This window comes from Microcoleus sp. Pol11C3, assembly GCF_036701485.1.
Classification (GTDB): domain Bacteria; phylum Cyanobacteriota; class Cyanobacteriia; order Cyanobacteriales; family Microcoleaceae; genus Microcoleus.
Genome location: NZ_JAUBQW010000001.1, coordinates 89,685 through 112,518 on the forward strand (window position 1 = coordinate 89,685; position 22,834 = coordinate 112,518).

At 46.2% G+C, this 22,834-nt stretch carries 21 protein-coding genes; 9 read left to right on the forward strand and 12 right to left on the reverse strand.

The window, feature by feature from the left end:
• Positions 1-2: 2 nt before the first annotated feature.
• Positions 3-1,727: an SLBB domain-containing protein gene (locus QUA40_RS00385; RefSeq protein WP_333120865.1), complete on the reverse strand. Its 1,725-nt coding sequence runs from the start codon at positions 1,725-1,727 to the stop codon at positions 3-5.
• 37 nt (positions 1,728-1,764) lie between these two features.
• Positions 1,765-2,289, reverse strand: a complete 525-nt coding sequence (cysC, locus tag QUA40_RS00390; RefSeq protein WP_333120867.1) for an adenylyl-sulfate kinase — start codon at positions 2,287-2,289, stop codon at positions 1,765-1,767.
• A 399-nt stretch (positions 2,290-2,688) separates the two neighbouring features.
• On the opposite strand from cysC, the gene QUA40_RS00395 reads away from it, so the two are divergent.
• The 3 genes from QUA40_RS00395 to hetR all read left to right on the forward strand — a co-directional run bounded on the left by QUA40_RS00395 (position 2,689) and on the right by hetR (position 6,554).
• Entirely contained in the window at positions 2,689-4,491 is a 1,803-nt protein-coding gene (locus QUA40_RS00395) for an FAD-dependent oxidoreductase (protein WP_333120869.1), read from the forward strand.
• 96 nt (positions 4,492-4,587) lie between these two features.
• Positions 4,588-4,815 carry a heterocyst-inhibiting protein PatX gene (patX, locus tag QUA40_RS00400; protein WP_333120870.1) on the forward strand — a complete coding sequence of 76 codons (228 nt, stop codon included), beginning with the start codon at positions 4,588-4,590 and terminating at the stop codon, positions 4,813-4,815.
• Between the two features lie 833 nt (positions 4,816-5,648).
• Positions 5,649-6,554 (forward strand): heterocyst differentiation master regulator HetR, encoded by a 906-nt coding sequence (gene hetR, locus QUA40_RS00405; protein ID WP_333120995.1) that lies wholly within the window; start codon positions 5,649-5,651, stop codon positions 6,552-6,554.
• 175 nt (positions 6,555-6,729) lie between these two features.
• Here hetR and QUA40_RS00410 read toward each other — a convergent pair whose 3' ends face one another.
• Positions 6,730-7,542, reverse strand: a complete 813-nt coding sequence (locus tag QUA40_RS00410; protein ID WP_333120872.1) for a TIGR00297 family protein — start codon at positions 7,540-7,542, stop codon at positions 6,730-6,732.
• Positions 7,543-7,553: 11 nt separating this feature from the next.
• On the opposite strand from QUA40_RS00410, the gene QUA40_RS00415 reads away from it, so the two are divergent.
• Complete coding sequence (locus QUA40_RS00415; RefSeq protein ID WP_333098932.1) at positions 7,554-7,985, forward strand: VOC family protein; 432 nt, start codon at positions 7,554-7,556, stop codon at positions 7,983-7,985.
• 124 nt (positions 7,986-8,109) lie between these two features.
• Here the strand turns inward: QUA40_RS00415 and QUA40_RS00420 are convergent, their stop codons facing one another.
• Together QUA40_RS00420 and QUA40_RS00425 are read right to left on the reverse strand one after the other, a co-directional pair.
• On the reverse strand, positions 8,110-8,721 hold the full coding sequence (locus tag QUA40_RS00420) for an alpha/beta fold hydrolase (protein WP_333120873.1): 612 nt from the start codon (positions 8,719-8,721) through the stop codon (positions 8,110-8,112).
• A 2-nt stretch (positions 8,722-8,723) separates the two neighbouring features.
• Positions 8,724-9,341, reverse strand: a complete 618-nt coding sequence (locus tag QUA40_RS00425; RefSeq protein ID WP_333120875.1) for an alpha/beta fold hydrolase — start codon at positions 9,339-9,341, stop codon at positions 8,724-8,726.
• 317 nt (positions 9,342-9,658) lie between these two features.
• On the opposite strand from QUA40_RS00425, the gene QUA40_RS00430 reads away from it, so the two are divergent.
• Complete coding sequence (locus tag QUA40_RS00430) at positions 9,659-10,132, forward strand: hypothetical protein (RefSeq protein WP_333120877.1); 474 nt, start codon at positions 9,659-9,661, stop codon at positions 10,130-10,132.
• Between the two features lie 105 nt (positions 10,133-10,237).
• Here QUA40_RS00430 and QUA40_RS00435 read toward each other — a convergent pair whose 3' ends face one another.
• The 5 genes from QUA40_RS00435 to sir form a co-directional block, all read right to left on the reverse strand.
• On the reverse strand, positions 10,238-11,395 hold the full coding sequence (locus tag QUA40_RS00435; protein WP_333120878.1) for a tetratricopeptide repeat protein: 1,158 nt from the start codon (positions 11,393-11,395) through the stop codon (positions 10,238-10,240).
• A gap of 203 nt (positions 11,396-11,598) precedes the next feature.
• Complete coding sequence (locus QUA40_RS00440) at positions 11,599-12,351, reverse strand: PPC domain-containing protein (RefSeq protein WP_333120880.1); 753 nt, start codon at positions 12,349-12,351, stop codon at positions 11,599-11,601.
• A 59-nt stretch (positions 12,352-12,410) separates the two neighbouring features.
• Positions 12,411-12,821 (reverse strand): lysozyme inhibitor LprI family protein, encoded by a 411-nt coding sequence (locus QUA40_RS00445; RefSeq protein WP_333120881.1) that lies wholly within the window; start codon positions 12,819-12,821, stop codon positions 12,411-12,413.
• A gap of 47 nt (positions 12,822-12,868) precedes the next feature.
• Complete coding sequence (locus tag QUA40_RS00450; protein WP_333120884.1) at positions 12,869-13,645, reverse strand: 16S rRNA (uracil(1498)-N(3))-methyltransferase; 777 nt, start codon at positions 13,643-13,645, stop codon at positions 12,869-12,871.
• A gap of 253 nt (positions 13,646-13,898) precedes the next feature.
• Positions 13,899-15,890, reverse strand: a complete 1,992-nt coding sequence (gene sir, locus QUA40_RS00455; protein ID WP_333120885.1) for a sulfite reductase, ferredoxin dependent — start codon at positions 15,888-15,890, stop codon at positions 13,899-13,901.
• Between the two features lie 298 nt (positions 15,891-16,188).
• Here sir and QUA40_RS00460 point away from each other — a divergent pair, with 298 nt between their 5' ends.
• Positions 16,189-16,437, forward strand: coding sequence for a chlororespiratory reduction protein 7 (locus QUA40_RS00460; protein ID WP_333120887.1), 249 nt, complete (start codon positions 16,189-16,191; stop codon positions 16,435-16,437).
• 81 nt (positions 16,438-16,518) lie between these two features.
• On the opposite strand, the gene QUA40_RS00465 is transcribed toward QUA40_RS00460, so the two are convergent.
• Both QUA40_RS00465 and QUA40_RS00470 read right to left on the reverse strand, forming a co-directional pair.
• Complete coding sequence (locus tag QUA40_RS00465; RefSeq protein WP_333120889.1) at positions 16,519-16,899, reverse strand: hypothetical protein; 381 nt, start codon at positions 16,897-16,899, stop codon at positions 16,519-16,521.
• 106 nt (positions 16,900-17,005) lie between these two features.
• Positions 17,006-18,172, reverse strand: a complete 1,167-nt coding sequence (locus QUA40_RS00470) for a glycosyltransferase family 4 protein (protein WP_333120890.1) — start codon at positions 18,170-18,172, stop codon at positions 17,006-17,008.
• An 832-nt stretch (positions 18,173-19,004) separates the two neighbouring features.
• On the opposite strand from QUA40_RS00470, the gene QUA40_RS00475 reads away from it, so the two are divergent.
• The 3 genes from QUA40_RS00475 (at position 19,005) to QUA40_RS00485 (ending at position 22,833) form a co-directional block, all read left to right on the forward strand.
• Positions 19,005-19,985 (forward strand): ABC transporter substrate-binding protein, encoded by a 981-nt coding sequence (locus QUA40_RS00475; protein WP_333120891.1) that lies wholly within the window; start codon positions 19,005-19,007, stop codon positions 19,983-19,985.
• Between the two features lie 251 nt (positions 19,986-20,236).
• The gene (locus tag QUA40_RS00480; RefSeq protein WP_333120893.1) at positions 20,237-21,832 is read left to right on the forward strand and encodes a sugar ABC transporter ATP-binding protein; all 1,596 of its coding nucleotides are present in this window, start codon (positions 20,237-20,239) and stop codon (positions 21,830-21,832) included.
• Positions 21,829-22,833 (forward strand): ABC transporter permease subunit, encoded by a 1,005-nt coding sequence (locus tag QUA40_RS00485; protein ID WP_333120895.1) that lies wholly within the window; start codon positions 21,829-21,831, stop codon positions 22,831-22,833. Before QUA40_RS00480 ends, QUA40_RS00485 begins: the two co-directional genes overlap by 4 nt.
• Position 22,834 lies beyond the last annotated feature (1 nt).

Here is a 22,834-nt window from a genome sequence, read left to right on the forward strand (position 1 = left end):
AATCACCGAAAAATATTGAACAACCGAAATATTCCTAACAGCGGGCTTAAAGGAGCGAGAGTCCCGCCTACATTATCCGAGAACGTAGCGCGGCCCGATCGCCTTACCATAATTACATCATTATTTTGCAGTTTGGGATTAGTTTCCTCATTAGCGGTTGCGGAAAAATTCACCTTAACATTTAGCTGCGAAACAGTGCCATTAGGATTGAGGCGAATTAAATCCACCGAATCCATTTCAGCCCGCGCTTTATTAAAACCTCCCGCTGCTACCAGCGCTTGATTTAAAGTAGTGTTGGGCACCACCGCAATCGCTCCCGGTCTCACGATTTCTCCCACAATGTTCACCTTAATCGTATCAGGTGAAAAATTAGAATTAGCCACTTTGTCGTCTTGGGCTGCATCGAGATTTTCGGCTTTGGGAACGATAACCGTATCTCCTTGTTGCAGCGTTAAATCTTGGGATACATCTGCCACTTCCAAAAGTTGCCACAAATTCACATTAATAATTTGTTCTGTACCCGCCCGCGTCAGGCGGCGAACTTGTATTTGTCTGATATCAGCTACCGGCGTAATGCCGCCCGCCATTTTAATTGCCCTCGTTACAGTTTGCAGCAAAACAGTTTCCCCGCTGTTTGTTTCGCTGGCAGCAAACAAACCCGAATTTGCACCCATTTCATTCTCTTGTACCCTACTTGGAGCCTCTTTTGCCAAAGTATAAGTACCGGGGCGAGTTACTTCGCCCACCACAGCAATATTAATTGGTTGAGTGCTTTGTCCGGTAATATTAGCTACTGCTAAAGTCGGTGCTTCTTGGCGGTTAAGGCTAGTTACAGTGGGAATAAATATAGTATCGCCGTCGCGCAAAGTCATATCAGCGCGCAAATCGCCGTTTTGCAATAATTCCCACAAATCCACACTAATAATTTCTTCCGCTGCGTTGCGCTGGGGGCGGCGGATTTTGATTTGCCGCACGTCTGCTGACTGGGTAATTCCGCCGGCCATTCGCAGAGCCCGCGATATCGTTGGCATTTGAGTTCCCATTTGCTCTGCTGTGCCTCCGGGACCTGCTGCTGAGGATATTGTATAAGCTCCGGGGCGGTTGATTTCGCCCGCGATCGCAATTTGCAAAGGACGCGCCGCTAGCAGTTTCAGGGTAATCCAAGGACGTTTGAGGTATTTGCCGTATTTGTCTTTAACAGCATTAGAAGCTTGTTCTAAGGTCATCCCGTACACCGAAACGCTGCCAATTAACGGCAAACTGAGGGAACCGTCGGCCTGTACTTGGTGTTGACCGTTGGGGCCGCTGTATTCCGGGACGTTGAAGATGTCCATTTGAATACGATCGCCCGCTCCCAAAGTGTAAACTTCCGATCGTACACTTGAAGGTGCACTTGCCCCAAATCCCTGAAATCCCGGTGCGAGAGGTACCGGTACAGGAACAGGAGAACCGGAAGCAGGAGGAGGAGGAGGCAAAAACTGGGCCGCCGCAGGAGATGAACCCACCGCCGCCGCCAGCACTGACACTGTTAAACTTTGAATCATTAAACTTTTGACAGCATTGCTTGCCCAATAACCCAGCTTGCAGCTTTTGCTGGAAACGTCTCCCTCACATCCTCTCCTTGCAGGAAACGGGAGAAATTCTTCCCTTGGACTCTCCGCGAAGGGGACACAAGGGTGAGATTTTTTCTCACGTTGCACGCCGCGCGAATAACTTTTTACCACCATCGCTTTTTGCCTTTATCCTCATCCAACCCCGCCAACCTCAAATGTAACCCAACTGCTCTAACTTGGTCAGAACTTTTTTAACACTCTCTTCCACACTTTCTCGCTCTGTGTAACAAATAATCTCAGGATTGACCGGTTCTTCATAAGGATCGTCAATTCCCGTAAAACCCTTAATTTCTCCTGCTCTGGCCTTAGCGTATAGCCCCTTGACATCGCGACCTTCGCACACTTCTAACGGCGCTGTGACATATACTTCAACAAAATTTGGCTCCATTGCTCTAATTTCGTCGCGAATTGCTCTGTAGGGGCTAATAGCTGCGGTCATTGCGACTACTCCATTGCGGCTCAGCAGGTGAGCTACAAATCCAATCCGCCTAATATTAGTATCTCGGTCTTCTTGGCTAAATCCCAAACCTTTTGACAAGTTGGTGCGAACGACATCTCCATCCAATATTTCAACTTTGCAACCTCTTGCCTTCAATTCGGGTTCGAGAGCTTTGGTTATAGTTGTCTTGCCGGAACCGCTCAGCCCGGTGAACCACAAAATAAAACCTTTGTCCATTTTCAGCCATTAATTAGTTACTGGGAAATTATTAAGACGTAAAACTTTATAGATGCTGTTCCCTTTTTTCTATTATCGTTATTCGCGGTGTCATATTGCCAATATTGGCGCGCCAAAAATGAGAAATCAAAAGTTGCGATCGATTATTCGGTCATTTAGTAACAAAATTGTGCGCTCGCTGCCTAATTCCCGATTTATTATTTGTAAACTCTTGACACAGTAAAATTCTCTTGGGCATCACAAACGCCGAACATCTATCCGCAGGGTGCGGGCTACAAAAAACGTTACCTTACATTATGACAAAATGACACACACCGAACATCTATCCGCAGAGTTAACGGGAGCGAGCACCTGACTGAGCCTTTCGCAATAAACCTAAAATCTCAAATGGTATTGCCTATGTCTTCCGTTTTGAAAGCAGATGTTTTGGTAGTGGGTGGCGGCACTGGCGGTACCGCAGCAGCCGTGCAAGCAGCCCGCCGAGGTGCCAAAACTATTTTAGTAAGCGAATTCCCCTGGCTGGGAGGAATGCTGACTTCTGCTGGCGTTTCGGCCCCCGATGGCAATGAATTAGCAGCTTTTCAAACCGGTTTGTGGGGCGCGTTTCTCCGGGAACTCCAGCAGCGACAGCCAGGAGGTTTGGATTGGGGCTGGGTCAGTTTTTTTACTTACGATCCCCGCATCGGTGCTGAAATTTTCGCTGATTGGGTGAAGTGTTTGCCGAACTTGCACTGGATTTATGGACAAATTGCTCAAGATGTGCTGATGGAAGGCGATCGCCTTTCTGGCGTCCGGTTTGCAGATTTTACGGTTTCGGCCAAAATTACTTTGGATGCAACGGAATTGGGAGAGTTGCTGGCTTTAGCAGAGGTTGGGCATCGCTGGGGTTGGGAATTCCAAGCCGATTGGGGAGAACCCAGCGCGCCGATCGCCTCTAATGATCTCACAAAGCGTTATTCGGTGCAAGCTCCGACTTGGGTGGCAATTATGCAGGACTTTGGCTTAGGTGCGGTGACGCCAGAAATTCCCGCGCCGCCTGTTGACAATCCCGATCAATTTACGGGTGCTTGGGACGGTTACACTCCTGAGCAATTTCTCAATTATGGCAGGCTTCCGGGTGGATTGTTGATGATTAATTGGCCGAAGAGAGGTAATGATTATGGTGAAGGAGTCGATCGACTCATTAAATCTGAAGCATCTCGACAAGAATTCCTGCAAGAAAGTCTGTGGCACAGTCAAAGTTTCGCCCGATTCATTCAAACGCAACTCGGCCCCCGCTACGGCCTAGCACAGAATATTTTCCCCATTTCAAAGATCGAAAATCAACAAAATTTTTCCCTTCTTGCTTCCTTTGCCTTACATCCTTACTACCGAGAAAGTCGTCGCTTGCGAGGGATAAGGACAGTCAGAGAACAAGATATTTTGCCTATTGTCGGCGGAAGAGTCGCGAAGTTGCCGATAAATTCTGAGGGCATTTGTGAAACAATTGCGATCGGTAACTATGCCAATGACCACCACTATACCACCGGCGACATTCCCTTGCAGCCAAAATCCATCCGCTGGGGCGGCCGCTGGACAGGCACTCCGTTTACCATTCCTTACAGCGCCCTAATTCCTGCGAATACAGACGGTTTGCTAGTCTGCGAAAAAAATATTTCCGTCTCTCACATCGCCAACGGTGCAACTCGCTTGCAACCGACGGTAATGAATATTGGACAGGCGGCGGGGATGGCGGCGGCTTTGTGCGCGGAATCTGGATGTCAGCCGCGGGATTTACCGGTGAGAGTTTTGCAGGAAGCTTTGCTGCAAGATTCGGAGGCGAGTGCGGCAGTTATTCCTTTATTTAATTTGACACGGGGGCGATCGGACTGGCTGGATTGGCAACGCTATTATCTCGATCGACCTGAAGCATATCCCGCCAGTGGCGAATGTCAGGAGTCAGTAGAGAAACCAAGCAGTCAAACAGCAAATACCCACACCCCATTTTCTGGCATTTTCCGTCGCCTCGGCGAACAAGACTGGACACTAACGCTGACAAGCCCCGCAGCCTTAGCCGGTCAAACTTGGCAACTCGTGACTTTGGACTCGGAAACCGACAGATTTTTACAGAAGTGCGAAACCGAAAAGCCTCTGACAGTATGGGGCAGGCTGAATTCGGCAGGTGCTTGGCTGCTGTCGGTAGCAGTAGAATTGAAGAGGTAAGGTTTTTTGCAGAGATCCGAAAATTGCACAGATATCTATCCTGATCGATCGGGGCAAGTCTGTATCAGGTAATAGACACTGACACGGATACTACCCATGCACACCTACACTGCAATTGCTTTACTAAGCCTGTTGGGCATTACCTTGAGTGCCACTGCCGCTCGAGCTGTTGAATCTCCACTTCCAATGCTCGAAACTGCCACCGCCCAATATATGTTATCAGCCCAAACTCAACAAAATCCCGATCGCGTTCCTCATAGGGGCAGCGGACGCAGGGATTTTACCCAGCCTAATGTTTACACTCATGCGCTACAAAATTTCTAAGGGCATCGGACGTAAGCGATTATCACCACTGACTTGGTTCGGGCCGTTCATTCGAGCGATCGGATTTTCTAGGATTCTAGTTTTTCAGGTTAACCGACAACTGCACTTTTTGTGGACAGTTATTAGGAGATTGTTTTTTGTGTAATAAATGATAGCATATAAACCGGGAACCGCCATCTACCTAGATATAGATTCTAGTATATGGCGGTTTTGTTTGGAAAATTCTGGCTCTCCTGAGTTTATGTTGATAAACAAACCGCATATCCTTACTCCAAGGGCATCACAGAATCGCTAACAGTTGTGTCTGATACCGTATTTACCATAAACCCAGGAGATCCAGAATTCTTCAATTAAACAGAAATTACCCACAAGCCGCGAAGCATCCGGGTCTTTCCACCGATATCCCCCCTCCACCCCTTATTTTAATTGATCAAACCGGGTTTCGGCATCCATGACTATTCAAAATCAGCTCGGAGTCGCCTCAAATTCCTCCGATCGCAACAGTTATTTACTTTCTCCCCACCGCAGGTAGGGTTGAATTTTCAATGGCTGCACTATAATTAACGTGCGATAACTAACTTATATATAGGTAAACTGTCAGCACAGAGGGTGCAGCAATCTACTTAAATTCGCCACCAATTAAGAACCACTTATGCGGTGTGGATCGCCTTTAAGCCCATGCCCCTGTTACCTCAGGGAAATTAACTAACCTGAATATTAGGGTAGCTGGTAAGCTTTCCGGCGACTGTCGGCTATGCTTGATTCGGCGCTCTCGCAATAATTTAATGGAGGATGACAAGATGCCTCCAAGTTTGGCTATTTCGGGGATAGTGATGAAAAATGACTCTTTGGATCTGGTCAAAAGCCTCAGCCCTAGTGCAATGGATCAGATCATGCTATATCTGGCGTTTAGCGCCATGAGAACCAGTGGGCACAGGCACGGGGCGTTTCTAGACGCGGCCGCAACGGCGGCTAAGTGTGCCATTTATATGACTTATATGGAGGAGGACAACAACCTGCGAATGACCGGACACTTGCATCACATTGAGCCTAAACGGGTGAAGGTGATTGTTGAAGAAGTCCGGGAAGCTCTTACTAAGGGAAAATTGCTGAAAATGTTGGGTTCCCAAGAACCTAGATATTTGATTCAGTTTCCTTATGTCTGGCTGGAACAGTATGGTTGGATGCCGGGACGCGCTCGCATTCCGGGAAACAGCTTGACTGCGGATGAAAAAAAATATCTCGAAGGCAAAATTCCTCCTAATCCCCCTGACGCTCAACTGATCAATTCTTTTCAGTTTATGGAGTTGATCGAGTTTCTGCACAGGCGATCGCAAGAAGATATGCCTCCAGAAAGGCGAATGCCTTTGAGCGAAGCTTTAGCAGAACACATCAAGCGGCGCTTGATCTATTCGGGAACAGTTACTCGCATTGATGCTCCTTGGGGAATGCCGTTTTATGCCCTCAGCCGCGCTACTTACTCTCCGGCAGAGCAGGAAGAGCGGACATTTACTATGGTGGAGGATACGGCTAGATATTTCCGGCTGATGAAGGATTGGGCCGAAAAACAACCGAAGGTGATGCGAGTTATGGAGACTTTGGATATTCCGCCGGAACGCCTCGACCAAGCCGTTGAGGAATTAGATGAGATTATTCGCAATTGGGCCGATCGCTATCACAAGCAGGGCGAACCGACGATGATTGTACAAATGGTTTTTGGGCCGCAAGACGACGCTTAGTTCGATTAGTTATTAATCATTAGTCATGAGTTGATTCCTTGAGACTAATGACTAATAGTTAATAACTAATAGCCCTGCAGGCAGAAACCGAGTTTCTCTCGAAAAATACTGCGTTAGTGCCTTGAATTATCGTAAAAAACTCGGTTTCTTGGGTCGCGAATGCGTCCAGGATTAACTAAGCTAAAAAAGCTCGCCAGGTCGCCAATAAAACGATCGCTGCGATCGCTCCTATGAGTGTATTAAAAAAATTTACCACCTCGTTCGTCAGCCACTCAAACTTTGATTGCACCGTCGCCCCAATGACGCTCTCGATGTTCGTGGCAATAAAAGCTGCAACAACACAAAAAACAATTCCTGTCAAGTCAATTAAACCGACAGCCCAACTCAAAAACGCAATCAGAATTGAGCCGACAATACCTGCGATCGTTCCTTCCAAACTTACGGCCCCTTCCGTACCCCTAGGTACAGGCTGCAAGCTGGTAATCAAAAAAGTCCGCTTCCCGTAAGCTTTGCCGATTTCGCTAGCGCAGGTATCAGAAAGTTTGGTGCAAAAACTCGCCGCGTAACCCAGCAATAGCAGGGAAATAGCATCTTGTGGCACAGACATTTTGCCTGTATCTCCTAAAATAGATAATGCCAAAACTCCCAAAGCGCAAAGAGTGGCGGTTAAAGCCGAACCCCAGACATTTTCGGGGCCTCGGGCGCCTGAACGCTTTTCGGCTATGCCTTCTGCTTCTTTTTGGGCTTTGCCGATGCGGGTAACTCCCGATCCGACAAGAAAGTAAAACATCACCACAGCATAGCCTTGCCATCCCAAACAGCCCCAGATGAGGACACCCAATACCCAGCCGTGAAATTGGCCAGCGGGAGTGAGCAACTTTTTAGGAGCAATGGTGGCGATCGCGAGTAAAACTGTATTTAGGGCGATCGCCACCAACCAAGGATTAGACCAAGATAAATAATTAAAGAACAATTCAGAATTCTGCATTTTGTACCTCCATGAACCAAGTCTTATTTCATCTTGCCTTCCCAGTGACCGATATTGCCCAAACCAAAGCGTTCTATGTAGACGGGCTCGGCTGCGAACTAGGTCGCGAATCGCCAAATTCTGCGATTATGGGTTTGTGTGGCCATCAAATTGTCGCCCACGTTAGCCGCGAACCTTTGACGCCTCAGCGAGGCATCTATCCCCGGCATTTTGGGTTAATTTTTACTTCCGAAGCTGACTGGGAAGCGTTGTTAGAGAAAGCCCAGCAAAACAACTTAAATTTCTATCAAGAACCGAGACGGCGATTTGTCGGTTTGCCTACAGAACACCGTACTTTCTTCTTAGAAGACCCTTTCCACAATATACTTGAGTTCAAGTATTATTGTGAAGCTGAAGCAATTTTTGGTCGCAGCGAATACGCTGAAGTTGGCGATGCAGTTTGATATCTAGTCCGGTAGCGATTTGCCTCATGTGCGGGCGGGTTTACGAGATTGTTGGTTTTAGGCCATTATTATTGGTAAAACCCGCCCTACAAAATTTGACATTATACAAGAATGAATCAAACGGTTAATCATGAACTTTCAAGGGTTCTGAAAGTGCTTCAGCGACCGCTTTTAAACTGCTGGAATGCCTCGCCATCATGGCATGGGCGAATACGGACAATTTTACTTCTTTGGCAGCAGATATTTGGGAACTAGAAGCAGGTACGATGATGAAATCCCAATCTGTCCAAATAGAAGTAAAATTGAGCTTTTCCAACAAGGCTGCATCTCGATTTAAATCTTCCAGAAAAGCACTGCCAGGACGCATTTGAACGCAGCCTTTTCCCCAGAGAGTGTAAGCCATCCAAGTACCGCTGTGAGGAGAAGATATTGCAATAAATCGCTGCACTCGGTTAATGCCACCTAACCTTTGCAGGTAGTAGCGAGTTACTAGACCGCCCATGCTCAACCCTACTATATCTAAATGCTGTTCTGTCGCAAAAGTTTTGTCTATATAATCTGCTATTTGTTGGGCTAATTCGTCTATGCTGGCGTTGCCCCAATGGGGCGAGAGATTGAGGGTATATACTGACCATCCCAGTTGTGTCAGGTAGCCAGACATTTTGTGAAAAATTCCCGATTTTCTGAAGATTCCGTGAATTAGCAAGACTGGGTTGCGGCTGAAATTGCTATTCATTCTTAAGTGGAAACTTTATTTTCTATAGGTGCTTTGAGTTCTTCAACTAATGCGTTAATACTTAGGGATTCTGTCACCATTTGGCGGTGCAGCAAAACGTTGACTTTAACTTCTTTACCTACTGGCATTTGGGAGCTGTTCGCTGGTACAATCATTATGTCAAATGGCGTCCACATTGATGTAAAGTTTATGCGTTTGAGCATTGTGACATCTTGATTCAAATCGCGCAGTAAACGACTATCGGGGCGCATATCCAGGTATCCTGGTAGGCGTAGGGAATAGGCTGTGAGGGTGCCGTGGTGAGGGGAAGATAGGGTGATGAAACGCTGTACGCGGTTGATTCCTCCGAGTCGCTGGACGTAGTAGCGGCTGACGATGCCGCCCATGCTGTAGCCTACTATGTCTAAAGGCTGTTCTGGATCGAAGGTTTCAGAGATGTAGTCTGCGAGTTGCTTGGCCAGTAAGTCAAGGCCGAGGCTGCCGTCGTTGGGGGTGAGGTTGAGGCTGTGGACTGACCATCCGAGTTCGGTGAGGCGGGCGGACATTGTGTTGAAAATAATCTTTGTGTCCCAGATGCCGTGTATGAGGATGACGGGATTGCGATCGAGCGAACTGTTCATTTGAAAAGAAAATTGCTTGGTGATTAAAGCATAAATCACTCCCCTAGGGAGTGTGACCCGTACTAGGACAGCTAGGGAATCGGATCGAGGTACGATCGACAATTAGTGCGAATCGCTAACAAATTCTGAGATACTTGTAAATAAGTGCAAAGCAGTGCGAGTATTTATACCTAAAATTTGCTTTGATGAGGTAGCTTAGAGATAGCCCAATGTAAATTTTGATGAATAAATGTAGACAAAGGTTGCCCTAGCTCGTAATCTAACTTTGTTGACAAGCTTGTACAAATTTCTCTAAAAGAACAAAAGGAGTAAGTCTAATGTTTGGTTTTATCAAAAATTTCTTCGGCGGTATTTTCGGCTTTTTCGGCAGACTGTTGGGCTTGAAAAAGTCTGAATATTTCCTAGATTTGGGCGAATCTGGAGCTAAGGAACCAGCAAAAGTTGCGCCTGCGAAGGCTGAACCTGTTGCCAAGAAGGCTGAGCCTGTTGCGATCGCACCGGCAAAAGTTGAGCCTGTTAAGTCTGAGAAGTCAGAACCGGCTAAGAAGGCTAAGGTAGAGAAAAAGTCTCAGAAAGAAAAGGAACCAGTCGCTAGCGTTGCTGCTAATAATGCGGAACCCGCTAAGATACCTGCAGCGGCAGCAACTAACGGGAAAGTTCCGAGTCAAGCTGAACCGAATCGGACTTTTGCTCCTAATAATTTAATGCCGACACCAACTGGAAGTCGTCGCACCCCAGGCCCTAGCATGAACAATTTCCGGGAAATGGCTCGTCAGGTGAAAACGAAGTAGGAAATAGGGAATTGATAATAGGGAATTGGGCATGGGATAATTCCCAATGCTGGCGTTAAAAATAAAAAAAATGACATTACTCATTTTTAATTTTAACTCTTTGTTCTATTCCCTATTTTCTGGGTTTCTGAGGAAGGCTAATGCGCTGTATAGCTGAAAAGCTGAGTCCCAAGGAGTTTCGGATTTGCGCTCGACTTCTATATGAGATTCGATTTTGCTCAACATATTAGTGTAATCGAGCACTGTCTCGGCAAAGGGCGTAAATTCTGACAAAACTGTAACGTCAAGCTGGCGATCGAATATTTCCAGTAAGTTATTCCAGTTAAGTCGGGTGGTACTTTGAGGAATCTGTGGAGAGTTTTTGACTCTGGATGTTTTGTTTTTCGGGTTCGGTGAAGTGGGGATATCAGCAGAAGCTTTGGTGAAGTCAACTCCTTTTTGGAATTCGTAACTTTGGTCGCAAATTCGCAGAATACAGTTTCTGCTGGGAATGTGTAAGTCACAGATTTGAGCGTAATCTTGCCTGATTTCTTTGTGGCGAAATTGCTCGGTTCTTCGGTTGGGGGAGTAGTCCATGATTTCGATGAACATCGGCAACAAGCCTTCTACTCTTTGCGTAACTTCTGACCAGTTAAATTCGATCGCACCGAGTCGTGAGAATTTATCTTTGCAAACAACGGCTGGGGAAGAGAGAGACTGGAAGTGTTGCACTCGGAAGATTTGGATTTTTTGAATATCGCTTAGGGTTGCCCAAAATACGGGAATGTCGGCCTTGAGGAGTTCTTGACCGTAAATTCGGAGTTCGGCGATGGGGCCAGTTTTGTAAAGTCTCCAGCCGCGGCTTTGGATTTGCATCCGGGTTGTGTAGGCGTCGATTTTAAAGATTCTGCTGATATTTTGAATGGCGGCGGGTTTGTTTTCGGGACTCACGGGTTCGAGGATGAGGAGTCCGGGTTCGAGGTTGCTGGGGTCGTTTTTGGCGGTTTCTATGGCTTGTTGGCGGAGGTTTTGTTGTGCCGTTTCAATCCGTTGAATAGCTTGGCGTGTCTGGAACACTATTTTGGGGTTGGTGATGTCGCGGAGTATTTGTTTATAGGTTGTTTGGGCTTTTTCGAGGTTGTTGGTGAGTTCGTAGTAGCGGGCGATGTAGTATTGCACCCACGGATTTTCGGGCGATTCTTTTTGCAGTTGTTTGATGAGTTGGGCAGCTTGTTTGTAGTCTTTACTCTCTAGGGCGGCGGCTATTTGGTTGATGTCTGTCATGGCGGTTGCGGGAATGGCGTTGTTTCTATCTTGGCTGATGTTTGGGTGGTTATGCTAGTGGTTAACAACTTTCGCTTTTATTTTAGTTTGGGATTTTGGGGTGTTGGGAAAATTTAAGATTTGGATTTTTTAACCGCAGATGAATGCGGATGAACGCGGATGTGTGGAGAGGGATGTTGAGTGGATACGAAAATAAATATAAGTTAAAGTTGATTGGAATTAATGCTTAAGCTGTAAGAACCTTTGCTTGTACGATCGCCTCCTTTAACAACTATTTTATAAGTGCCGTTACTAGGCAATTTTACGGTGAGTTGAGACTCTCGGCGATTCTGGGAGTTGCCTGTTTTTTGGGCAATATTTTTGCCGTTGGTGTCTAACAGTGTTATGTTGTGGTCGAATGCTCTGCTTTTGAGGTCGATCGTGATAGATTGACCTGCCCGTCCTTGAAATGTGTGTTGGTGGGATTCGCCTTCTTTGAGGTTTCCCCGCTGCTTTAGGATGGAAATGGAGGTGAGTTTTGGGCGATCGACATTGCTCAATTCTAAGCCGTAATTGGTCACGGGTGCTTCGGGGCCATTTCCTTCTCTGACAGCGATGATAAAGGCTGTTTTGTTGTTGGGGTCTCGGAGTATTTTGTCAATAAATTGGGATTGTATTTGTTTGGCTGTTAGAGGTTTAGGTTGATTGAAGTTGGGTTGTGAGGTACAGAAAAGCACGGCTCCGTCTAGATAACGGGCGGCGTAGAACAAATAGTTTTGACCGTTAGTTGTAAATTCGTTTCTGCTAAAGATAGTGAATCTTTCAAGTTGCGGTAGTTGCTGATTGCGCTCGCAATTTTTATCGATGTAGATTTCGTTGGCTGATGGCTGTCGCTGGGCGAAAACTGCTGGGACGATGGTGGTTACAATTGCTGAGATGACGGTGAGGGTGAGGGTGAAGGGCGATCGGCTTTTCATAAATACTTGTTTCTATTTATTGTTGTCAGGTATTGTACGCTGTACTTGCTATTTTATCTCTATTTTAAATACTTTTCTAATTCCGCAGTGCGCTGTTTCGTCATGCGCTCCAAACATTCATTAAGGAAACCTCCATAACCGGTACCGCCACGACTTTTATAAACTTCAAATTCACAGGTTTTATCTCTTAACTTAATCCATCCTAATTGTGCTTCCGTAAGAAGTGAGCGCTCTTCGTCGCTCAATGAGGAAGTTAGTTCTTTGTAAACCTCGTTCAGTCGTTTATCCGAGGCCTCATAACTCAACCGAATACAAGTTCTGACTTGTGCATCTCCTTGCGGGCGATCGCAATTAATCTGTTGAGCAATGGGAAAGCTCGGAGATTGTGCAGAAACTGATGTTGTACCCAAAATTGCCAAAAGCGCTAGCGACCAAAAGGGCGATCGATCTTTCCTCAACTCTATTTTCATTGCCCGTCAACCCACCTATCTGATGAATTCTTTGTTATTTGTTGATATTAGCACTTCTCAAATGCCGCGCCAACTAAAGATAAAGCCACAATCGGTGCTGTCACCGCTCTTAAAATTCTACTCCCCAAAGAAACAGGCTCAAAATCAAATTCGATCGCTCTTTTCACCTCACCGTCAGTCCATCCACCCTCCGGCCCAACAGCAATCACAATCGATAATTCTCCCCCAGCCGGGGGCGGGTACGGGGACACCGCCCCTACAAAGGGGGGATCGAAACTACCAATCAAACAATCCCATAAATGCCGATTGTCGCCGCGAGCAACACAGATAAATCGATTTTTTTGACCGCAATCTTTGACAGCAATATCAAATGAAACAGGCTCTAAAATCGTCGGCACAAATTGACGTTCCGACTGTTCCGCCGCCTCCGCAGCAATTCTTCTCCACCGATCGACTTTCTGAGCACTTGGTTTGAGCAAAGTTCGATCGCTCGTTACCGGCACAATACTTGCCACACCCAACTCCGTCGCCTGTCTCACAACCTCGTCAAAGCCGTTTCCCTTCGGCAATGCCGCCATCAAAGTTACTTCAACGGGTAGCTCCCTGTTGACAGCAATCTCCTCTGCTATCGAGGCAAATAACCCGGTTTCCTGGGCTTCTAGGACTGCTAACCACCAATGTCCCCGCCCGTCCATTGCAATAAATCGATCGCCCGCTTGCAAACGTAGCACTCGATTTAAATAATGCTGCTGTTCTCTGGTTAAGTCGATTTGGCGATCGCAAATTTGAGGGGCAGTAATTGCTAATCTTTGTAATTGAGGCATTGAATTTGGGATTGTTCGTTTTCTATTAGAGATTTTTTTATTTAACCGCAGAGAACGCAGAGAACGCAGAGAAAGAGAGAATGAGAGGAGATAGGCAGGCGGGGTTTCAACCGCTCAGAAATAATAAAGGCAAAGCATTTACAACCAGATTTATGTTAAAAATCCAAGTTTTTTTCTGCAAATGCTCTGCCTTTATATTATTTTTGCGTGAGTTTTATTTGATGCTAGCAAAAATCGAAAATTGCAAATCGGCTTATGCTTCCTCCTTAATCTTTTTTAAATAAGTGGAAATCGCTTCTGTAGCTAGCTGTGTAATCGGCTTGCCCTGACGGGCTGCTTCTTCCTTGAGCTCGTTGTAGATTTCATCGCGGACGCTAATTCGACGGCGGACTTTGCCACCGCTAGCAGTGGCAGTCTCGTTCCCGTCATCGTTACTAGACGTAACTTCTAATTCATTTATCTCAGTTGTCATCGAGTCAGCAGATTGGTAGTTGGTTACAAATTGACGGATAGATTCTAACCCGACGCGATCGCAAAAATTGCCAAAACTCTCGCTCAGTTGCCGTTTTTGCTTGAAATAAACAAAAATCGGCTCCAGAAAAGCTTCAAAATCCTTGACGTGCAGCTTTTCCTCAATTGGTTTTGCCAGCCGCGTTTGGTCGGGAGAACCGCCCAGCCAAATCTGGTAGGATTCCGGGGAACTCCCGACAAACCCCAATTCTGCCATATAAGGGCGGGCGCATCCATTTGGGCAACCAGTCATCCGCACCACAAAATGCTCGTCTGCCAAGCCAACTTTGGTCAAAAGTGCGCGAATCCGCTCTAAAATGCTCGGCATCACGCGCTCGGACTCGGTAATCGCCAGCCCGCAAGTCGGCATTGCTGGACACGCCATCCCATAGCGCACCAATGGGTCGATCGCAGTTTCCCGTTGAATGCCACATCGATCGAGTATTCCCTGAATTTCTTGTTTGATCTCCGGCGAAACATCGTAAATCAGCACGTTTTGGTGCGGCGTCGCCAGTATCGGCAAGTTGTACTTCTGCACAATTTCCCGCAAAGCTGTTTTTAGCTGAAATGAACCTTCATCCTTAATCCGGCCATTATCCACAGAAATGCCGACAAACAGTTTACCGTCTCCCTGTTCGTGCCAGCCCAAGAAATCCAAATACTGCCACTCAGGCAGCGGTTTAAAGGCTTCTAGGGGCTTGCCAAAATATTCTGCTACTTTTTCGCGGAACCACTGTACGCCTTTGTCGTTAATCAGGTACTTCAGCCGCGCGTGCCGTCTGTCTGTGCGATCGCCGTAATCTCTTTGCGTTGCTACAATTGCCTTGACCAAATCGTAAACATCATCCTTGGCAACATAGCAAATCTCGTCAGCAACCCGCGCAAAAGTCTCTTCTTTATTGTGAGTACGGCCCAAACCGCCGCCAGCAAACACGTCAAAACCTTGCAACTCCCCAGCTTTATTGGTAATTACCACCAAGCTCAAATCCTGAGAGTACAAGTCAATTGAATTGTCGCCGGGCACGGTAACGGAACACTTGAACTTCCGCGGCATATAATGGCTGCCGTAAATCGGTTCTTCTTTGTCGTCGCTAAAGATTGTGCCGTTGCCGTTTCGTTGTCTCGCCGCCTTCACTGCGGGGTCTTCCTCGGCCGAAACAGCTTTTTCGCCGTCCAACCAAATTTCATAATAAGCACCGGTTTGCGGTGTCAGCAAATCGGCGACCTTGCTGGCGTATTGCAGCGCATACTCATATTCTGGGCGATTTTTGTACGGTGCTGGCGGTGCCATGACGTTGCGGTTTAAGTCGCCGCAAGCTCCCAAGGTTGACCCCATATTTTTAATAATTGAGGAAAACACTGCTTTAAGATTTTTTTTCAACACGCCGTGAAGTTGGAAACCTTGGCGCGTTGTAACGCGGAGCGTGTGGTTGCCGTATTCTTCAGATAGCTTGTCTAAGGCTAGGTATAATTGCGGCGGAGTGAACCCGCCGGGATTGCGGGTGCGGAGCATGAACTGATAGTCTTTTTCTTGTCCTTTAACTCGATTGTCGCGGTTGTCTTGCTGGTACGAGCCGTGAAATTTGAGAATCTGAATCCCGTCTTCGGTGAAGTGGGTAGTTTCTTGTAACAGTTCAGTCGCAACGGGTTCTCGTAAATAGTTGCTGCGTTCTTTGAGACCTTCTGATTTAGAGGGCTTGCGCGCAACAGGGGTTGAAGTGGAAGATGTGATCATGGGAATGTATAGTACCAGTTATAATTAGATACAGCCGATCGAATATTTCTTGAAAATTTGACACTTGACAAATTTGCACTTGACAAATATCCTCAGAAATGCTGTGTCGGATATGTTGAGAACTCGGTTAACAAGTAAGCTAACAAGTAAGTTAATAACGGTAATCCGGTAGGAATTCTGATGTTGTTCAATTGTAACACGATCGAGCCGGGGCTGAAAAATTGTAATTAAGAGTTTATACTTTGGTTCGCTTAAGTGTACGAAACTTTAGAAATAATTAACCTCAACCTTTGAAACTATGTCACTGTATGACGAAGACACCTTTGTTGTCTTAGAAACAAACCAGTCAGAGCAGTTTTTGACTGCCGCGGAACTGTTAGAAAAGCTGAAAGCAGTCTTATCCGAGGAACACGAAGATTTGCCGCAGGACGTGGATAAAATATCTGGCGTGGAAGCTCAAGCTAAGTATTTGATTGATACTTATTGTGAATTAGATGTCGGGCCGGGAAAATTTTTGCAGTGGTACGCCGTGCGCTTGGAAAAGTAATTTTGGGGATGGCGATTGGTAATACCGTTAGCAGTGAACAGTCAAAAGTCAACCAATTTTAAATCCAAAATCTAAAATCGGTTAATCTTCTAACTGTTGAACCGATGATACTTCAACTGCGGTAACATCGATCGTACCGGGCGGTGTCAAGCGACTAAAATGACCTTCCTCTATTTTCAGAGGTTCGCCGCAGTTGGCACATTGAAATTGAGTTTGATTTAAAGCTGTAAATTCGTATTGACAAACTGGACAATTGTCCTCAATTAAATTGCGTTTCAGCCACCACTGAAGCGCGAAAAATGCTACCACAGGCGTCAGCAGCAAAAAAGCTACTACAATCAAGACTGATTTAACTATCCAACCCAAACCAATTGACACCAACAAACACGCGAGGCCCAGCAGTATCAGCCAATTGCTAATACGGGGTAGCTTTAAAGAGATTTTGGGGGTGCCTTGGTTCACGGTTGTCTCCTTTGGTGTCTTTGCAGGTAGGCATAACTCTATCCTACTCAGAAATTCAGGCGGTCGATCGAGTTAATCTTCGTATCATACACCCAGAAACCGCTCTCTACTGCATAAGTTTATCTGAGTCAGAGGGTTGAAAAATTCCTTGTAAGGATTGACAAAGGGATTCAAAACTAAATCTTGCCAGGGTTTGTTCCCTCAACCAGTGGTGATCGCACCTTTTATCCTCCCCTCGCAGCATTTCCACACAAGCAACCGCTACTGCTGCTGAATCTCGGCGGGGAACTCGCCATCCCAGTTTACCATCTTGCAGCGGATCGGCTGACCCGTCCGCGTCCCCCGCCAGCACGGGTACTCCGCAAGCCAGCGCTTCCAAATAAACTATACCGAACCCTTCCTGGGAGGGCATTACATAAGCATCGGCCAACTGGTAATGTGCTGCTAAATTTTCTGTCGGTACAAAACCCGCAAATATTACTCTTTCAGTAACTCCCAAATCATCAGCGAGTTTGGCTAATCTAGATCGATCGTCTCCTCTGCCAATAACTAAGTATTTCACATTGGGAAAAGTTTTGGCTATTTGCGGCAAAGCTTGAATGGTGACATCAACGCCTTTGTAAATATCGCTCGATCGCAATCTGGCTACAGTCATCAATATTTTAGCACCAACCAGATTGTACTGCTCTAATAAATCCTGTGGCTTGGGCCCATTCGTAAATATATTTTCATCTACCGTACAAGGCACTATTTGGAACTTTTCGGGATTTAATTGGTTGATTTCGCAAGTATGATCGCGCGTGTACCTGCTTATAGTCCAAATACTCTCAGCTTGTCTCATTGCTGTTTGATATTTGGGCGGAAGCGGTTCCCACACTTCCTTGCCGTAAGTTAAAATTGTGTAGGGAATTCCCAAAGGTTGGCACAGAATTTGAATTAGCGGTGCGAGTTTGATGTGGCCGCAAAAAACCCGCTGAGGTCGTTTTTGCAGCAAGCGAGTTAGTAATACTGTAGCAAACTTAAGACGACCCAAACCGGGATTCTCGGTTTTGAGGTAATAAAATTTCAGATTTTTTGACTCGTAAGGATTTTTGCAGTCTTCGGAATCTCGCAACAGCAAAACTTCAGCTTGTGGCGGCGAGTTTGTCCCTGCGGTTATGGACAGGTAAGCTTTGAGAATGTCTTTAACGTAGGATTGAATGCCACCTTCGCTGGCCAATATTTCTAGGAAACAGAATAGGTAATTTGTCGATCGCATCTCAGATTTACCCATTGACAGTGCAGACAATTATTGCTGTAGAGTGACTTTGCAAAAAAGGGCGATCGCCATTATTCAGAGCTTTTAAACCATGTCAAGATAACTGTAATTGCAGGTTTTACAGGCAAATATTTGGCTCGCGTACTCCCACCGTTGGTTTTGAGCGACGATCTGCTTTTTAAGTAGGGCTTTTTAACGGGCTGCATGGGTGGGTGCGAGGCTTTGCTTTCAGTTTACTCTGATCTACCGTTATTAACTCTCAACTTAATGATTTTTTACAATATCTTACCCCAAGCAAAAATTAAGATTTATTGAGTTGGTACGGCGCATTCGACCAGACTGAGGATTAGCAGAGCCGTGCCGATCGAGGATCTCGCATCTTTAGTCTTTGGTAAAAGTATTGTCTATCCAAAGATAGATATCGAGCCCGGTTTGAACTGTTATCATCAGCAAACATAGAGAGTTAAATTCAATATGACTCTGCCAGGTTTTAAAAGCAATTTCTGAAATATTTTGTCGAAAATATTCTCCTAAAGTTTTCTCAAAAAGTAAAAAAAAATAATGCTCATAAAGCATTTAAAAAATTCAAGCATCGTTAACTTTTTTTGCAGGGAGAATCGATACTGGATATTCGTATCTTTTCTGTTTGCAAAAGCAGTCTAACGAACCCAACGAGAAAGTTTTACGAGCAGAAAATAAACAAGGTATCGTACAATCATGTACGAAGAAAAGCCTGCCACCTAAAACATTAGGTATTCGAGCTTAAACCTAACAAAAGCTAATGTTAGGTTGGCAACGTCATATTTACGAGTGACTCTCTCCAAACCAGCCTTCATTGGAGTTTGAGGTGAAACGAGTAACGATCGCACTCAGTCTTTTTAGTCTACTCAGCAGCACTCTGGCAAGTTGCACCGCAGCTTCCCAAAACGCTCAAAACAGCACACAACCAAGCACCTCCGAACTTTCATCAGTTGCTGTAGCAGTCCGCGACCTCGGCAATCCATTCTTCGTACAAGTTGGCAAGGGCGCTGAGGCCGAAGCCAAGAAAATCGGCGGTGCAAACGTGAGGACAACTCTCGTTTCCAGCGGCGATGATTTAAATCAGCAATTTAATCAAATCGAAAACTTTATTGCCTCTAAGGTCAGCATGATTATACTCAATGCTGCGGACACCAAAGGCATTGCACCCGCTGTCGAAAAAGCCAAGCAAGCCGGAATTCCGATAATTGCAGTGGATACCGCCGCCGAGGGAGGCGTTGATGCCACAGTTACTTCAAATAACGTGCAAGCTGGCGAAGTAAGCTGTCAATATATAGCCGATCGCTTGAAAGGAAAAGGCAGCGTTGTGATTATCAATGGGCCTCCCGTCGCTTCAGTGGTCGAGCGAGTTCAGGGGTGCCAGAGTGTCTTCTCCAAATATCCCGATCTCAAAGTTCTTTCCAAAGATCAGAACGCAGAAGGCAGCCGCGATGGCGGGTTGAGAGTGATGAGCGATTTGCTTACTTCCTTCCCAAAAATTGATGCTGTTTTTGCAATTAATGACCCCTGTGCCATTGGTGCAGAATTAGCGGCCAAACAGGCACAAAGAAGCGAGTTCTTTATTGTGGGAGTCGATGGTGCACCTGAAGCTTTAGATGCCCTCAAGCAGAACAACAGTCTCTTTGTGGCTACAGCAGCTCAAGATCCATTTCGCATGGCCGCCAAGGCAGTTGAAGTCGGCAACGACATTCGGAAAGGAAAAAAGCCAGCCGATCCAAACATTCTGATTCCAGTCGCGCTGATTACTCGCGAAAACGTCAATCAACATAAAGGCTGGACAAGTGAGTGACCATTAGTGTCAACTTAAGCTGTCAGTCCGCCAGTCCGCCAGGGACTGAAGTCCCTGGCTAATAGCTAAAGTCCTCTGAAGAGGACTCAGAAGAAGAATTTTCAAACTCATTAGACCTCTTCCAAAAAGCCTGTCAAGAACAGGCATCTTGCCTGTTCCACAAGAATTCTGGGAGATCTCTATTAGTCCTCTTCAGAGGACTTTAGCTTTGAGGCAGGGGTTGAAACCCCTGCCGGACTGCGGGAAAGAGCGTGGAAAGTTGGCATCAATGGCAAGTGACATCCTCCTACACCAAATCTACGATGGTAAATAGCACTCAAGATTCAATTAAAACTAAGCCCGTACTCGAAATGCAAGGTATTACAAAAACCTTTCACGGTTTTACAGCCTTGCACGATGTAAATATCACCGTTTACCCAGGCGAAGTCCACGCCCTCATGGGGGAAAACGGTGCGGGCAAAAGTACGCTGATGAAAATTCTGGCGGGAGCCTACATAGCTGATGCAGGCGAAATCAGAATTGACGGTCAAGCTGTTAAGATGACAGACCCCGGTCAAGCCAGAAATTTAGGGATAGCGATTATTTATCAAGAACTCAATCTTGCACCCAATCTGACAGTTGCTGAAAACATTTTTATGGGCAGCGAGCTGAAGAAAGGAGGTACATTTTTAGACCAAGATGAAATGCGGCGTAGGGCCGCTGAGGTATTAAAAAACCTCGATGCAAGTTTTGATGCTGAAGACCTTGTTTCCACACTCTCCATTGCCGAACAGCAGCAAGTGGAAATAGCTAGGGCGCTCAAAGATAAAAGCAGAATTTTAGTGATGGACGAGCCGACGGCTGCGCTTTCTGACCGCGAAACAGATAAGCTTTTTGAAGTGGTTCGTCGTTTGCGGAATGAGGGCATTGCTATTATTTATATCAGCCACCGGATGGAAGAGATTTATGCTCTTGCCGATCGCGTGAGCGTCATCCGAGATGGCGGGTATATTGGCTCTCTTGAAAAGCACGAAATTTCTGCCAATCGCTTGGTGGAAATGATGGTGGGTCGTTCTTTACAAGATTTGTACGAAAACAAGCATCAAATAACACCAGGTGCTGTTGTTCTTGACGTAACAAATTTAAGCGACGGCCACAAAGTAAAGCCTGCCACTTTTCAACTTCATGCGGGCGAAATTCTGGGTTTAGCGGGTTTAGTTGGCGCTGGCAGAACAGAACTTGCCCGCCTGATTTTTGGTGCAGATCGAAAGACAAGTGGTGAAGTTAAACTCGAAAATCGTCCTCTCAATGTCTCGACACCCAATGAAGCAATGGCCGCCGGAATTGCTTACGTGCCAGAAGATCGCAAGGCTCTCGGACTATTTTTAGAGGCTAGTTCGGGTGAGAATATCACCATGAATGTCCTCGATCGAGAAGCAAAAGCTGGCATTATTAACTCAAATTTTCTCTTGAGAATTGTCAATGATGCTATTAATAATTTGCAGATTCGCCTTGCAAGCCCGAGCATCAGGGCAATGGATCTTTCTGGGGGAAATCAGCAGAAGTTGCTGCTAGCGCGTTGGTTGGCTATCAACCCAAAGGTACTTTTGCTAGATGAACCGACGCGGGGTGTGGACATTGGTGCCAAAAGCGAAATTTATCGAATTATTAGCGATTTAGCAGCAAAAGGTGTAGCTATTTTGATGATTTCCAGCGAGTTGCCGGAAATTGTGGGAATGAGCGATCGCGTCTTAGTGATGCGAGCAGGAAGCCTCGTCGGTGAAGTAGGCGGAGCGACTGGGGAAGCAATTACGCAAGAGAACATTATGGCTTATGCCACCGGGGCAACAGAGGTAAAAAAATCATGAGTCAAACAGAAGTAAAAAGCACCAAAAATCAATCGAAAGAGCGCCAAAAAGCCAGTAAAGCTCAAGCTTGGAGAAATTTTATCCAAGTGGCCGGTATCCTGCCGATTTTGGTTGGGATATGTATAATTTTTTCCTTGGTAACGCCCAACTTTCTTTCAGTAGGAAATTTGATCAATGTCATCCGGCAAGCATCGATCAATATTGTCCTTGCTACCGGGATGACTTTTGTGATTTTGACTGGCGGAATAGACCTTTCTGTCGGATCAATTTTGGGCGTGACTGCCGTTGTCGGGGTACTGGTTTCCTTAGTTCCAGGTCTGGGTTGGTTTGCCGTACCGGCTGCGTTAATAGCCGGAGTCTTTTTGGGATTGCTTAACGGCTCGCTAGTTGCCTATTTAGGTTTGCCTCCGTTCATCGTCACCCTCGGTTCTTACACAGCTTTGCGGGGAGTTGCTTATTTAGTCGCTAACGGCACTACGGTTATCAATAGAAATCTGAATTTTGCTTGGATAGGTAACAGCTATGTTGGCCCTATTCCCTGGTTAGTTATTATCGCTTTTCTCGCAGTTTTAGCAAGTTGGTTTGTTTTGCGGCGGACTGTTCTAGGGAGGCATATTTATGCCGTAGGAGGCAACATCCGGGCAGCACGATTGACAGGTATTAAGGTGAGTCGGGTGCTGTTATTTGTCTATGGCGTGAGTGGGTTGCTTTCTGGTTTAGGTGGAATTATGAGCGCCTCGCGCCTCTACAGTGCGACGGGGATGTTGGGGCAAGGCTACGAATTAGATGCGATCGCTGCTGTAATTTTGGGAGGAACAAGTTTCACAGGTGGAATTGGCACTATTTGGGGTACTTTGCTCGGGGCTTTAATTATTGCCCTGCTCAACAATGGACTAACTCTCATGAATGTGTCTTTCTTCTGGCAGTTAGTTGTGAAAGGCTTGGTGATAATTATCGCAGTGACGATTGACAAAGTTCGCACCGGTTCAAGCGCAGCGTAAA